Source organism: Cuneatibacter caecimuris (assembly GCF_004216775.1).
GTDB lineage: Bacteria > Bacillota > Clostridia > Lachnospirales > Lachnospiraceae > Cuneatibacter > Cuneatibacter caecimuris.
In genome coordinates this window covers 307,716-322,510 of sequence record NZ_SGXF01000003.1, presented here as the reverse complement: position 1 = coordinate 322,510, position 14,795 = coordinate 307,716, and the positions used below count along the sequence as shown (strand labels likewise).

The window sequence follows — 14,795 nt, the reverse complement described above, 5'->3', positions numbered from 1 at the left end:
ATTCTGACAGGGCTTCTGCGGGAAAAACTACTTCCTATTTTTCTTCCGCCGTTGTATAATTGGTAGCAAGAAATCCTGCCTGACACAAATAACGATTTCAAACTGGAGGAAAATCATGTCTGCCGACAATCTGAGCAGTCTTCTTGATGCACTGGGAGATACCAGCGTCTATGTAATTGAAGAAAAAACACACCGGCTGCTGTACTGTAACAAGCGCTGCCGTGAAACCGGCCGGGGCAAAGCTGTTCCCGGCGCTCTCTGCCATGAAATCTGGCCTGAGGTCTGCCGCAATTGTCCCCTGAAAGGGCTGAACGATAATTCCTCAAGCCATATTGTCTGTTACGATCCCCTGCTGAAATCCACAGTAGATGTGACGGCCAGCCGAATCCTCTGGGACGGTCATATCCAGGCCGCAGTCATCACTGCAGCTCCTCACCGCATGAATTTCGAGGAGAAACAGGGGCTCCGCCAGATCGAAAGGATGTATGCTCAAAGCCTGGTTACCGTATTTGACGAGTGTATCATAGCCAATCTGACACAGGACTATTACGTTAATTGTCAAAAAGACGCGCTGTGGACGGATATCCCTGAGCAGGGTGATTTCGGAATGGAAAATCAGAAATACTCCAGAAAAGTAATGCATCCTGACGATTTAGATACATTTAACAGCTACTTTTCCCGTGAAAGCATGCTGCGCCTGTTTGGCGAAGGCAGACGGCTGATCACCAGACGGCTGCGCCGCATGATGGAAGACGGCAGTTATCATATGGTAGAATTTACAGCTGCCAGAATTGAAAAAATAAGTGAGAAAGAATGCTGGTGCGTCCTGGTTTTCCGGGATATCCAGGAAGAATACCTTCAGGAACAGCAGAGGAACCTGGAAGTCACCCAGCTGGCCACGGCTGTCGAATCTGCCTATCAGATGCTGATCGCTGTGAACCTGACCCGGAACACCTATCATATGTTGGAATATGAGCGTTTTCCAATCAAAAAGCCAGGGGACGCAGGGACCTTTGAAGAGTTGATACAATCCGAAGTCTCCACCGTCCGCCCTGATTTGCGGAAAGCGTTCCTGGATAGGTTTTCCCGGGATTCCCTGGTGAATTCTTTCCGGAAGGGAGAACGTATTATATCCATGGAAGTCCCTCACCTGGGGGAGGACGGGACCTGCTATTGGAATTTCACCCAGGTAGTCCGGGTAGAAAGCCCTTACACAGACGACCTCATTGAAATTACACTCTCCAGGAATATTGATGAGGCCCGCCGCCAGCAGAGGGAGGCTTTGGAGAAAGAGCACAGAGCCAAGCTGCTGTTGGAGGACGCGCTGCAGAAAGCGGAAAAAGCCAGCCAGGCTAAAAGCGATTTTCTTTCCCGGATGAGCCACGACATCAGAACCCCCATGAACGCCATTGTAGGAATGACGGAGCTGGCCCGGCTTCATCTGGAAGATACAAGCCGTACGAAAGACTATCTGGATAAAATCACCTCGTCCAGTTCCCATCTCCTCAGCCTGATCAATGAAGTCCTGGATGTGAGCAAAATCGAAAGCGGAACGGTCCAGCTGGAAGAAAAAGAATTTGATCTCCGTTCCCTGATGGAAGAAGCATCAGAAATGATCCGCCTTTCCCTGGAAAACAAATGCCAGCAGTTTTCCATTAATATTGACGAAAACGCCCACTTCATGGTTACAGGAGATATGCGGCGCCTGAAGCAGGTCCTGGTCAATATTCTGGAAAATGCTTCGAAATATACAGAACCCGGCGGAAAAATCAGTTTTTCACTGAAAGAGCTGAAAAAACAGGAGCTGCAGATCGGAACATATTGTTTTGTTATAGAGGATTCCGGAATCGGCATGAAGCCAGAATATCTGGAACACATATTTGAGCCGTTCAGCCGGGCCGATGAGATCAGAACCAGCAAGATCTCCGGAACCGGTCTGGGGATGACTATCGTTAGAAATCTTGTCAGATTGATGGGCGGAGATCTGCAGATTGAAAGCCGGTACGGTCAGGGCACTCGTTTCTCCATCACTCTTTGTCTGACCAAATGCGCTGCAGCTCTGCCTTCTCCCGCAGCGAATGCAGCAATAAATGACGAAGGATCTTTCACCGAACTGATGGTGCTTTTGGCTGAAGATAATGAGCTAAACCGCCAGATCGCGGTGGAAATGCTGGAGTTTTTAGGGGCGCGGGTGGAGACCGCGGTGAACGGCCGGGAAGCTGTGAACGCCGTGCTTTCCCATCCCCAGTTCTATTATGATATGGTATTAATGGATATACAGATGCCAGAGCTGGGCGGTTATGACGCCGCCAGGGAAATCCGGCATTCCGGCCTGAAAAGAGTGGAGGAACTGCCGATCATTGCAATGACTGCGGACGCTTTTGCCGAAGACGTGCGTCAGGCCCGTCTGGCAGGTATGTCCGGTCATCTGGCAAAGCCGATATCCATCAGCCAGCTGAAGAAGACGCTTTCAGAATGTCTGTCATGGAAATACCAGAACCGGCCTGAAGAAAGGAAGAACAAAAAATGAACTCAGTTAAAGAAAAAATGGCGGGCATTTATCCCGCCACAGTCACACCTTTTTCAGCAGACGGCAGCATCAACCGGCTTGCTATGCTTGAAATTATGAAACGTAATTTGGAAGAAGGCGCAGGAGGGCTGTTTATCGGAGGCAGTTCCGCCGAATGCTTCCTGCTCTCTCCCCGGGAACGCAAAAATGCTTTTGAGGTTGCTTCAGAGCTGAAGGGAAAAACGAATCTGATCGCCCATGTGGGCGCGGTATCCACCTGCCAGGCATGCGATTATGCGAAATACGCCAAAGAATTAGGGTTTGACGCCATCGCCGCTACCCCGCCCTTCTATTACGGTTTCGGCAGCAGGGAAATTTCCCGGTATTATCATGATATCTATGAAGCCTCAGGAATGCCTGTGATCATCTATAATTTTCCCGGAAATACAGGCAAAGAATTCAACCTGGCAGACCCGGTTTACCGTGAGCTGTTCTGCAGCCCTGCAATTCTGGGCGTGAAGCACACCAACCAGGTTGTCTACCAGATGGAACGCATCCGCAGCCTGAATCCGGATCTGGTGGTCTTCAACGGTTTTGATGAAACCATGGTGGCCGGACTGGCGCTGGGCGCCGACGGTTCCATCGGAAGCACCTTCAATTTCATGCTTCCCCATTACAAGCTGATCTTCGATACATATAAAAAGAAGGACCTGGAGCTGGCTCTGGAACTCCAGGTAAAAGCAAATAATATTATGGAAGCGCTCTGCAGCGTGGGCCTGATCCCTGCTATCAAGTATGTGCTCACCGCCCAGGGAATCGACGCGGGGGAACCCCGCCGCCCCTTCCTGCCTCTGTCCCCGGAGCAGAAACAATATCTGGAACAGGTGCTCAGACAGAACCTGGTGGCTGGATGAGAGGGGATTGGAGGAAGCAATGCTGCGTCATTTCTGGCATAAAACAAGAATAACCATACAATACATATTGGTCTATCTGCGGATTTTTTTTAAATGGACCCTCCTGGCAGCTGCAGTAGGAGCTGTCTGCGGCGGGATCGGCACCCTTTTCCACTATGCGGTGGAGTACGTGACCGAATTCAGGTCCGGCCATGACTGGATGATCTTTCTGCTGCCAGTCTTCGGCCTGCTGATTGTATTTTCTTACCGTCTCTGCCATATGCATAACGACCGGGGGACCAACGGGATCATTGAATCTGTTTCCTCTCCCCGGCAGGCTTCCCCCCTGCTGGCTCCATTGATCTTCTTCAGCACCATCCTCACACATTTCGGCGGCGGTTCAGCCGGACGGGAAGGCGCTGCATTGCAGATCGGCGGCAGCGTAGGTTCTACCGTCGGAAAGATTCTGCGCCTGAACGAGCGGGACCTGCACATCATCACGCTCTGCGGCATGAGCGCTGTTTTTTCCGCGCTTTTCGGCACGCCTATCACTGCCACCATTTTCAGCATGGAAGTCATCAGCGTGGGAGTCATGTACTACAGCGCCCTGGTTCCCTGTATTATTTCTGCTGCCGTCGCCTTTGGAATCACCGGGTATTTTGGGATCTCTCCCACTGTGTTTGCACTGAACAGCCCCCCTGTGCTTTCCGTACCCCTGGTAGCGCAGGTAGTAATATTATCCGGCCTGTGCGCAGCTGTGAGCGTGCTGTTCTGCGTGGTCATCGGACGTACTTCTGCTCTGTTCAAACGCAGAATACCAAACGAGTATCTCCGGATTGCCGCCGGAGCTGTTCTTCTCATCGCCCTCACCTTCCTTTCAGGAACCAGGGACTATAACGGTGTGGGAATGAACATCATTGAAGGCGCCATTCACGGCAAAGCTGTGCGCCCGGAAGCCTTTCTTCTGAAATTACTTTTCACCGCGGTGACATTGGGCTGCGGATTTAAAGGAGGTGAAATCGTTCCTGCCATGTTTGTGGGCGCAACGTTCGGCAGCCTTTTCGGAGGCCTGCTGGGCATGGATACCGGCCTGGCCGCCGCCATCGGGCTCACCGCCCTTTTCTGCGGAAGCGTCAATTGCCCGGTGGCTTCCATCCTGCTGAGCATCGAACTGTTCGGTTCCTCCGGCCTCTTGCTGTTCGCGATCGCCTGCGCCGTCAGCTTCATGCTCTCCGGCTACTACGGGCTGTACAGCAGCCAGAAGTTTGTCTATTCCAAATTCCGGGCGAAATTCGTAAATAAATCCGGGCCGAAAACCCATTAAAGGGTCCGGCCCGGAAGCAATTATTTATTTCCCCTCATAAATGATCGCGCTGTCCACCGGACAGCCTTTCAGTTTTTCCCGGCCATTCAGCCCGGCCAGCTCCATGACAAAGCATGCCTTCACAACTTCGCCGCCCAGCCGGCTGATCAGGCGGATGATCGCCTCCGTAGTCCCGCCGGTGGCCATCAAATCGTCGATGATCACCACCTTCTGTCCTGGCTTGATGGCGTCTTCATGAATTTCTATTTCAGCAGATCCATACTCCAGCGCATAGCTTTCCGAAATGGTTTTCCGCGGCAGTTTCCCCTTCTTGCGCACGGGGACAAAAGATTTTTTCAGGTTATAGGCTACCGGAACTCCAAATATGAAACCTCTGGATTCCGGGCCCACCACCACGTCGAACTCCGTATCTTTCAGGAAATCCTGCAGCTGGTTTACTGCAAGCTGGAGTCCGTCCGGGTCCTGAAGGATTCCGGTCACGTCTCTGAAAATAATTCCCGGTTCCGGGAAATCCGGGATGCTGATCACATATTCCTCTAAATGTTTCACTTCTCTTTTCCTCCGTTCTTCAGGCTTCTTCGTATTTTTTCAGCACATAATCCCTGGCAGCAAGGGCGTTTTCCGGCACGGAATCCTCCAGGGTTACATGGATATGGGGCTTCATCTTTTTCACATAGTGCATCAGAAGGCTGTAATTCAGCTGACCGAAGCCGGAAGCCACGGACTCAAACTGCCCGTCCGGCCCGATCCTGTAGTCTTTGGCGTGGATTGCCGCGATCTCTTTGCCATACAAGGAAAAAGCCTCTTTGATGAGATCCTCATGGCCTTCGCAGTTTTCCGCGTTCAGCTGGTTTACAGGGTCGAAAATCACCTGCAGGTTGGGAGAGTTCACCGCGTCCAATACCCGTCGGCACCGTTCTCCATTGCAGACAATATGGGACCATACCGGCTCGATGGCAAAGATCACGCCCAGCTTCTCCGCATACTCCACCACCGGCTTCAGATTCTCAATAAAAATCTGAAGCGCTTCCTCAGATCCGTTGGCGGGCTCATAGCGGTATTCTGTATTCACTGCTCCCGTCTCTGTCCCCACCATTCCGCATCCCAGCAGGGAAGCAAATCGGATATGGGCTTTGTAGCTCTCAGTGATCTCCGCCAGCTGGGCGGGGTCCGGATTGGCCAGATTTTTATAGCAGCCCAGAATCGCCACATCCACCTGGTTTTTCTCAAATACCTTTTTCATGTACATCGCCAGTCCCGGCGTCATGGCCGCTGTGTCCACCGGAAAATCCCGAACGGCGCGGTACAGCGCCAGATGGCAGCACCCAAAGCCTTCTTCATGAATTTCTTTCACCAGTTCCTCAAAAGGAAGCGGCTTAACGTCATGCGCCCTGATTCCAAGATTCATTTAATCCTCCTTCTGCAGGCAGTCGATCTGATCCAGGATAAAATCCTGTCCTTTCTGCCCGCTTATCCGCACATTTTTTAAGATCAGTTCGTGAATATTCCGGGCAAATACCCCCATTCCCGTACAGGGCTCCACTCCATCCAGCATAGCCGGCACATCAGCCCTGGGCCGGGAGGCATAGTTCACTGAGACATTCTCCATGAGCACTCTCTCAATTTTTTTCTCAGGCAGCCCGTCCATAAATGCAGCGGCCACATGGCAGTTGTCAGCCCGGATGTCCTGAAACGCCAGGTTTTTGATCTCAGGCGTGCGCTCATCCGCCGGAAGCGCCTCATGGGCCCGCACATATTCCGTATGCCCGTCCGGATCGCAGTAGTAAAAACAGTTAATCACAAAAGGGGTCATTACTTGATCCATCCTGATGTGTTCAAACACAATATGATCAATCACCGCATCTCTGCCCCGGCCCCGCCTTGTCTTAATCCGGAGCCCCCTGTCTGTATGCAGGAACAGGCAGTCCTTTACCATGACGTTCCTGACTCCGCCGGCCATCTCGCTGCCGATGGTTACGGAACCATGACCATCCCTCATGCAGCACTGGCGGACATTAATATTTTCAGAAGGGGTTTTATACTTCGCTCCCATGTATATTTTGCCGGATTTTATGGCGATACAGTCGTCGCCAAGAGAAAAATAAATTCCGATAATATCCACATTTCTGCAGGATTCCGGATCCAGGCCGTCCGTATTGGGAGAAACCTTTGGATTGAGAATCCTCAGATTCAGGAATTTCAGGTTTTCGGAAAAATACGGATGGATATTCCAGCTGGGGCTGTTGGTTACCGTTATGCCTTCCACCACTACGTTTTCGCAGCGGTTCAGAAAAATCTGCCTCGGCCTCCAGGCTCCCTGCTTCTTCTTATGATCTCTCCACCAGTTATCATAAGAGGCATTGCCGTCTATGGTTCCCTGTCCATAGAGCACCGCGTCCTTCACATGAATCCCGGTAATGACGGAAGCATACATATCCAGCGGATTACCTTCCCAGGTGCCCAGGTTAAATTCCGACTGTTCATCCCAGCTCCGGACCATCCCCGGAAGCACAGGATATTTGCTGCGGTCGGGATCGGCGGCAAGCACCGCGCCCTCCGCCAGCTCCATTCTCAGGCCGCTTTTTAAAAACAGGCTGGTGATCCGGTAAATTCCCCGGGGCACCAGAACCCTGCTCTCCGGCGGGCAGGACAGAATAGCCGCCTGGACCGCCTGGGTATCGTCAGCCTTTCCATCCCCTCTGGCCCCGAACTTTCTCACATTCAAGGTCACAAATTCCCGGTCCGTACAAAATTCCGCAAAGGCTGCCTCTTCCCCCGGCTTTTCCACAGCCAATTTGTATTCCGTATCCGGCTGCAGCCCATACAGGCTCTGGACCGTACGCCGGCTCTCCTGCACCAGGCCACCGTCCAGAAACACACGGTAATCGCTTTCCGCCTCATAGATCTCCCCGTCCAGAATCTCAAACACCACATTTCTGGCTGTATGGAATAAAATATTAATCTCCATCGCGCAGCTCCTCCCCAATGCTCTTCTGATACATCAGCAGCTGGGCATAAGCCATCATAAAGGCGCCGGACCCCTTGTGGTCCTCATAGACCACCGGTTCAGACAGGTAGTATTCAATGCTGCCGTCCCGGGCGCTTCCCGGTCCCAGGCCCGCAACAGAACAGATGCCCCCCAGCTGCAGGCGGCCGTCTTTTTCTTCCAGCCTCCGATCCTCCAGGGAAAGAAGAATTTCTCTGCCCACATGGCCGTATTTCTCTTCTGAAAGAGCGCCCAGCCTGCAGCCCTTGAGCAGCGCGCAGGCCACCATGGCGGAGCCGGAAGTCTCCAGATAATTGCCCTCTGCCTCCGGATGATCCACCACCTGCCAGAACAGCCCAGTCTCAGGGTCCTGATACCGGAGAATCCCCTTTACGGCTTCCCGGAACAGGTCTTCCAGCGCCCGGTAATGCTCATAAATTTCTTCGGACATTTCATCCATGGTGTCGATCAGCGCAAGAAGGTACCATCCAATGGAGCGCAGCCAGAAGTTCGGGGATTTTCCCGTATTTTTATCGCACCAGAGCTGCGCTTTTGCTTCATCATAGGCGTGGCAGTACAGCTGTTTCTTCTCATCAAACAGATATTTCCGCACGTTCCGGAACTGCCTGACAATGTCACCATAATTTTCTTTCTGGTTATACTTTGTCTCATACATCATATAGAACGGCTGTGCCATATACAGGCCGTCCAGCCAGATCTGCCAGGGATATATTTTTTTATGCCAGAAATTCCCGCACTTCGTTCTGGGGTGAGTCCGCAGCTGATCCATCAGTTCTTCCACAGCCCTGCGGTATTTTTCTTCCCCCGTCTCTTCATAGAGGAAAAACAGCGCTTTCCCGGAATGAATGCTGTCAATATTATATTCTTCCCTGCAATATCGGTCTATGGTCCCATCTTCCCGTATAAAACCATCCATATATTTAATGATAAAATCTTTGTAAAATTTGTCTCCTGTGGCCTGATACATCATCACGCAGCCCATCAGCACGCAGCCGTCTTCATAGTTCCATTTATCCCCTGGAACAAAATACGACAGATGGTCCCGGATATACTGTTCAAATTTCAATTTTCTTTCCTCTTCTCTTGTTATAGGTATCGCTGGATCACAATCTGGATTCTCCGTCTGCCCTGATAGCAGTTGATATCCGGATAATATGCCACCATCAGACGGAGACTGTTCCTGTCTCCCCGGAATGCTTTCTCCACCTCTTCCCCTCCGAATTTCTCCCCATAGTATGCGCAGAATGCATCCCCGTCTCCAAAAAACAGCCCTTCCAGTTCCGCTCCCGAAGCATCGGAAAGGCTCAGCTTCAGCATGTTTCTGGACTTTCCGATCCTGCTCATCCTGTTTACCTGCACGTTCCGCGCGGCAAACACTGGTTTTTCATTCCCGTTCCCAAAGGGCTCCAGCAGTCTGCACTGCTCCGTCAGCTCCTCCGTGGCATAAAGAAAGGGCAGCTCCATATCGATCCAGACCGTAGGAACCAGGTCCTCTTCCCCCAGCCCGCATTCCTGGTTCAGCCTCTTTCGCAGTTCTTCCAGATTTTCTTCTTTCAGGGAGAGCCCTGCAGCCATGGGATGCCCACCGAATTTGGTCAGCAGTTCCCGGCAGCGGTTCAGCCCCTCAAACATGTGGTAGGCCGGAATGGACCGCCCGGAACCTTTCAGTCCCTCTTCTGTCCTGGTCAGTACAAACGCAGGGCGGCTGTACCGCTCCCGCAGCCTGCCGGCAATAATCCCGGCCAGGCTCTCGTGGCAGTCAGGCAGAAACACCACCAGCACCGGGTCCCGGAGCAAAGATGATTGTTCAATGATGCCCACAGCCTGTTCCAGTCCACGCAGCGTCATATCCTTCCGCTCTTCATTGAGTTCCCTTAATCCTCTTGCAAGAACCGGCGCCTCTTCCTCTCCGGCCAGCAGCACTTCCACCGCCCTTTTTGCGGTATCCAGCCTTCCCCCCGCGTTCAGGCAGGGCCCGATCACAAAGCCCAGATGGTAGGCGCTCAGATTCTCCGGCAAAATTCCGCTGCAGTCCATCAGCGCCCGCAGCCCGGGATTCGCGGTACAGCGCAGCTTCTTCAGCCCTTCCCGGACAATAATCCGGTTCTCACCCTGCAGGCTCATCACATCCCCTACTGTAGCCAGCGCGGCAAATTCCAGGTAATCCTTTGCTTTTTCTTCCATTCCCCTGCGGGCGAAAAGCACAGTCACCAGCTTCCAGGCCACTACGGCTCCGCAGATTCCGGGAAAGGGATATTGGTTATCCGCACGTTTTGGGTTCACCACCGCATCGGCAGCAGGCAGCTCTGCCTGCACCTCATGATGATCCGTCACCACCACGGCCATTCCCAGCTCTCTGGCTCTGGCGATCTGTTCTATCGCCGCAATCCCATTGTCACAGGTGAGCAGCGTATCGATCTGATCCGCTGCCGCTTCCTCCACCAGGCGCACATTCAGCCCATAACCGTCCTGCACCCGGTGGGGAATCCGCCAGTCCGCCCTGGCCCCCAGCTCTTTCAAACCCCTGTACAAAATATAGATGGAACAAACCCCGTCTATATCATAATCTCCGATAATCCGTATTGCTTTTCCTGATGCGATTTTTTCTTCCAGAAGCCCGGCGGCAGCTTCCATATCCGGCAGCAGCATAGGATCATTCAGGTCATCCAGTCCGCCGTTCAGATACTGCCTGATCTCTTCAGCCTCCGTCAAGTCCCGGTTTCTGATCAGCCGCGCCACGATGGGGCTGATCCCAAACTCTTTGCCGATTCTTTCAAAATCAGCCTTTTTTCCCTGCACTCTCCATTTCTCTTGTTTCATTCCTGCTCTCCCAGGCTGTGGATCAGCAGGCCGCTGCGCAGCTTCGGTTCAAACCAGGTGGACTTGGGCGGCATCAGAAGCCCCGCGTCCGCCACGGCAAACAGCTCCTGAATCGACGTGGGATATGTGGAAAATGCCACTGCCATATCTGTATGTACCCGCCGTTCCAGCTCCTTCACTCCCCGGATTCCGCCCACAAAATCAATTCTGGCATCCAGCCTGGGATCTCCTATCCCCAGCACCGGATGGAGCAGGAAGTCCTGGAGCAGGGAAACATCCAGCCCCTTTACCGGATCGCAGGACAAAATCTCCTGTTTTGCCGTCAGCAGATACCACCGGTCCTTCAGAAACATGCCAAACTGCCCTTTCTTCCCGGGCTCCACCGCGCCGTCCCGTTTTTCCACATCAAATACTTCTGAGATCCGTTCCAGAAACCCAGCTTCTGTCAGGCCGTTTAAATCTTTCACCACACGGTAATAAGGTAAAATTTTCAATTCTTCTTCCGGGAACAGCACGGAAAGGAAAAAGTTGAATTCTTCCTCTCCTGCATAACCCGGGCGCTCTTTCCTGCGTTTCAGCCCCACCTTCACCGCAGAAGCTGCCCGGTGATGCCCGTCTGCAATATAAGTACAGGGAATCCCTTCAAATCCCTCCCGGATTTCCTTAATCCGGCTCTCCTCCGAGATCCTCCATACCCTGTGGCGGATTCCATCCTCACTGACAAAATCGTACAGAGGATCTCCCTCCTTCACAGTTCTGACCACATTGCTGATCTTCTGATTCGAACGGTAAGCCAGGAATATAGGGCCTGTCTGCGCATTACAGGCGTCCACATGCCGAATCCTGTCCTGTTCTTTCTCTTCCCTTGTGTTTTCGTGTTTCTTTACTATCTGGCTGCAGTAATCATCAATGGACGAGCAGGCGCCGATCCCTGTCTGTGTCCGGCCGTCCATGGTCAGCTCATAGATATAGTAGCAGGGCTTTTCTTCCTGTACATAGACGCCTTCACTGATCTGCCTGGCCAGCAGGTCATGGGCTTTCTGATACACATGATCCCCATACATATCTGCGCCTTCCGGGTACTGCGTCTCCGGCCGGTCAATATTTAGAAATGATAACGGTTTTCCCTGTACTGCAGCTCTGGCTTCTTCCCTGTTATATACGTCATAGGGCAGGGCCGCCACCTGTTCCGCCAGCTTTGCGGCAGGACGGATTGCCCGGAAGGGCCTTACGATCGCCATATCTTTACCTCCTGTAATTCGCACTGATTTTCTGACTGCAATCTGCATGAAAAGTATATCATAGGCTGCTGCGCTCCGCAACAGGCAGACGCTTTGCTTATTTTTCTGCCAGGCTGGCCCAAAAACTGGGAATTCCCATCTCATGCAGATAACCGGAGCCATTGGTATCTTCATAGAGATCCAGCAGGCGGAACCCGGCCTTCAGCTGGCCCCGCAGCTGTTCTTCCATCGTATGGGAAAACTGTACGCCCCCATTCTCCTTTTCCAATTCTTCCATCAGGGCCCGGTCCTTCAGAGGGTTAAAAGGCAGACGGTGTACAATTCTTTTCTCAGTTTCATCCACAATATAGTTTATTCCATTATCCATTCCGGCCAGAAGCCGGCCTCCCGGCCTCAGAACGCGGTAGCATTCGCGCCACACCGGTTCCACTTTCTCAATATAGCAGTTGGATACCGGATGGAAAATAAGGTCAAAAGAACCGTCCTCAAATGGCAGCGGGTCTGTCATACTGGCCCGCACAATCTGAATCTCATATCCCTCCTGCCGGGCCATCGCCCTTTCGCTCTCCAGCTGTTTCTTGGAATAATCCAGGACAGTGCATTTTGCCCCAAGGGCCGCAAAAACAGGCATCTGCTGTGCTCCTCCTGCCGCCAGTCCCAGAATACGGCAGCCTTTCATTGGGAAAAACCACTCTTTGGGCACTGGTTTTACGGCAGTGAGCACCACAGACCAGCTGCCGGCCAGTGCTGCTTCATAGACTTCGTGAGAAACAGGTTTTCCCCATTCCCAGCCTCCTTCCACCCAGCGATCAATTGTTTCGGCATTCATATCTATATAATCCATTTCATCTCCTGTTTCTTCATGATTTGCTCTGCTCCTCTTCTCCTTTGGAGCTGCTCTCTGCTTTCCAGCCTTTTATTCTCTCCAGTTTCTCTTTGACCGCCCTTTCAGCCCCTTCTGTTCCCGGCCTGTAATAGACGCGCCCCGTCAAAGAATCCGGCAGGCACTTCATTCTGGCGACCTTTTCCTCCGTATCATGGGCGTATACATAGCCCTTCCCATAGTGCAGCTCTTCCATCAGCTTCGTAGGGGCGTTCCGGATGTTCAGGGGAACCGGCTCCGCCAGCATTTCCTGGGCGTCCTGTTTCGCCTGGCCGTAAGCCATGTAAGCAGAATTGGACTTCGGCGCCATGGAAAGGTAGATTACCGCATGGCTCAGATGCACGTTGCATTCCGGCATTCCCAGAAAATGGCATGCCTGATAAACAGACACGGCCAGGGTCAGCGCCTGGCTGTCCGCCATGCCGATATCCTCGCTGGCAAAACGCACCAGGCGCCTGGCTACATACAGAGGATCTTCTCCCGCTTCCAGCATCCGCGCCAGCCAGTATACCGCTGCGTCCGGGTCCGAATTGCGCATGGATTTATGCAGGGCGGAAATCAGATTGTAATGTTCCTCGCCCTTTTTATCGTACAGAAGGCTCTTCTTTCCAATACACTGCTTCAGGGTTTCCATGGTCACCGAAGTTTTTCCCGCTTTGATCTCTCCGTTGGTCACAGCCATTTCCAGGGTGTTCAGCGCGCTGCGGGCGTCTCCGTTGGCAAATTCCGCAATCATATGAATCATTTCATCTGAAATATCAATATTCAGATATCCATAGCCTTTCTGGCTGCGCAGCGCCATCTTCAGCAGCTCACATAAATCCTCCGCCGACAGGGCCTGAAGGACAAAAACCCTGCATCTGGACAGCAGCGCGCTGTTGATCTCAAAGGAAGGGTTTTCTGTGGTCGCCCCGATCAAAATAATGCTGCCTTTTTCTACATAAGGCAGAAAAGCATCCTGCTGGGCCTTATTGAAACGGTGAATCTCGTCCACAAACAGGACTGTCTTCAGCCCCATCCTGCGGCTGTCTTCGGCCTGGACCATCACCTCTTTGATCTCCTTGATGCCGCTGGTAACTGCGCTGAAGTTGATGAATCTGGCATGGGTGCGGCGGGCGATGATTCCGGCCAGCGTTGTCTTTCCCACTCCCGGAGGGCCCCAGAAAATCATGGACGGGATTTTATCCTGCTCGATCAGCTGCCGCAGAAGCTTCCCCTCTCCCAGCAGATGACCCTGGCCCACAAATTCATCCAGGTCTTCCGGCCTCATCCGGCTGGCCAGGGGATGGTAGACCTCCAGTCCATCAAATAATGACAACTGATCCATCATCTTCTCACCGGCTTTCCTGGTCAGACGGAGAAGCGGGATTTGCTACCTTCCAGGCATATCCCTCCAGCCCTGTGTCTACCTCGGCCCAGAGCACCCAGGTTGCCATGTCGGCGGTGCCCATTGACGCGCTGCTCCTGGACAATGTAATCCAGATATTATCTCCATCCATTTTCATAGATTGAATCTCTATTTTCACTGAGCCACTGTTCACTGTATCTTTCACCAGCACAAGGGCGTGATCCTGAAAGAAACTGTCGTCGTATTTTTCCAGCCCCTCTGCTTCTGCATATTTCTTTAATTCTTCTGCGGAAGAAATATATACTGCCGAATTCTCCCTGCCCCTGTAAGCTGTGCGCGCCTTACCTGTCCCGCCATAGGCCACGGGCGTTCCTTCTTTTCCTGCCCCGCTTTCCCCGGGAAAAGAAGGAACGGGGACAAAACGGCTGCCCTGCGCAATGGGTTCCAGAGCCGAAGTACCCTGCCACGGCGCTGTTTTGTCAGTATTTTTCATTTCCGTCTCCTCTTCATAACTGCTTTCCTCATTCTGATCGTTTCCTGTAATTACAGCAGATACCCCATCAATATCCCGGCTTCCGCATCCTGCCAGAAACAGGCACAGGCAGCATATCCCCAAATAAGATTTTTTTTTCACAGAACTCCTCCTCGCTGGTTGCTCCGGGTTTCCGTTACATTTTTATTATACTTCCAATATGAATGAAACACAAGTTTTTGAATTGGGAAGTTCAGAGATCTTTCCTGTTTATAAGCAAAACCCTTATCGGATTGTA

The 14,795-nt window shown here is 52.4% G+C and carries 12 protein-coding genes; 3 read left to right on the top strand and 9 right to left on the bottom strand.

The genetic code is table 11. The features are described from left to right. Nucleotides 1-115: 115 nt before the first annotated feature. From EV209_RS09710 to EV209_RS09700, 3 genes are read left to right on the top strand one after another with little or no spacing between them, the layout of a single operon-like run. Nucleotides 116-2,530: an ATP-binding protein gene (locus EV209_RS09710; protein ID WP_130435255.1), complete on the top strand. Its 2,415-nt coding sequence runs from the start codon at nt 116-118 to the stop codon at nt 2,528-2,530. Then, entirely contained in the window at nt 2,527-3,423 is an 897-nt protein-coding gene (locus tag EV209_RS09705; protein WP_207220597.1) for an N-acetylneuraminate lyase, read from the top strand. The genes EV209_RS09710 and EV209_RS09705 overlap by 4 nt, the downstream gene beginning before the upstream one ends. Nucleotides 3,424-3,442: 19 nt before the next feature. Continuing rightward, nucleotides 3,443-4,726 (top strand): chloride channel protein, encoded by a 1,284-nt coding sequence (locus EV209_RS09700; RefSeq protein ID WP_130435254.1) that lies wholly within the window; start codon nt 3,443-3,445, stop codon nt 4,724-4,726. 24 nt (nt 4,727-4,750) lie between these two features. On the opposite strand, the gene EV209_RS09695 is transcribed toward EV209_RS09700, so the two are convergent. The 9 genes from EV209_RS09695 to EV209_RS09655 all read right to left on the bottom strand — a co-directional run bounded on the left by EV209_RS09695 (nt 4,751) and on the right by EV209_RS09655 (nt 14,659). Then, entirely contained in the window at nt 4,751-5,275 is a 525-nt protein-coding gene (locus EV209_RS09695; RefSeq protein WP_130435253.1) for an adenine phosphoribosyltransferase, read from the bottom strand. 19 nt (nt 5,276-5,294) lie between these two features. Continuing rightward, complete coding sequence (locus EV209_RS09690) at nt 5,295-6,134, bottom strand: sugar phosphate isomerase/epimerase family protein (RefSeq protein ID WP_130435252.1); 840 nt, start codon at nt 6,132-6,134, stop codon at nt 5,295-5,297. Further along, nucleotides 6,135-7,694 (bottom strand): glycoside hydrolase family 28 protein, encoded by a 1,560-nt coding sequence (locus EV209_RS09685; protein ID WP_130435251.1) that lies wholly within the window; start codon nt 7,692-7,694, stop codon nt 6,135-6,137. After that, a complete protein-coding gene (locus tag EV209_RS09680; protein WP_207220596.1) occupies nt 7,684-8,799 on the bottom strand; it encodes a glycoside hydrolase family 88/105 protein in 1,116 nt (371 codons plus the stop codon). Before EV209_RS09680 ends, EV209_RS09685 begins: the two co-directional genes overlap by 11 nt. A gap of 20 nt (nt 8,800-8,819) precedes the next feature. Continuing rightward, complete coding sequence (gene recJ, locus EV209_RS09675) at nt 8,820-10,553, bottom strand: single-stranded-DNA-specific exonuclease RecJ (RefSeq protein ID WP_130435249.1); 1,734 nt, start codon at nt 10,551-10,553, stop codon at nt 8,820-8,822. Continuing rightward, nucleotides 10,550-11,794, bottom strand: a complete 1,245-nt coding sequence (locus tag EV209_RS09670; protein ID WP_130435248.1) for a DUF1015 domain-containing protein — start codon at nt 11,792-11,794, stop codon at nt 10,550-10,552. The genes recJ and EV209_RS09670 overlap by 4 nt, the downstream gene beginning before the upstream one ends. Before the next feature lie 97 nt (nt 11,795-11,891). Continuing rightward, nucleotides 11,892-12,638, bottom strand: coding sequence for a class I SAM-dependent methyltransferase (locus tag EV209_RS09665; RefSeq protein ID WP_130435247.1), 747 nt, complete (start codon nt 12,636-12,638; stop codon nt 11,892-11,894). 16 nt (nt 12,639-12,654) lie between these two features. Further along, nucleotides 12,655-14,004 carry a replication-associated recombination protein A gene (locus tag EV209_RS09660; protein ID WP_130435350.1) on the bottom strand — a complete coding sequence of 450 codons (1,350 nt, stop codon included), beginning with the start codon at nt 14,002-14,004 and terminating at the stop codon, nt 12,655-12,657. A 7-nt stretch (nt 14,005-14,011) separates the two neighbouring features. Beyond that, complete coding sequence (locus tag EV209_RS09655; RefSeq protein ID WP_130435246.1) at nt 14,012-14,659, bottom strand: hypothetical protein; 648 nt, start codon at nt 14,657-14,659, stop codon at nt 14,012-14,014. Nucleotides 14,660-14,795 lie beyond the last annotated feature (136 nt).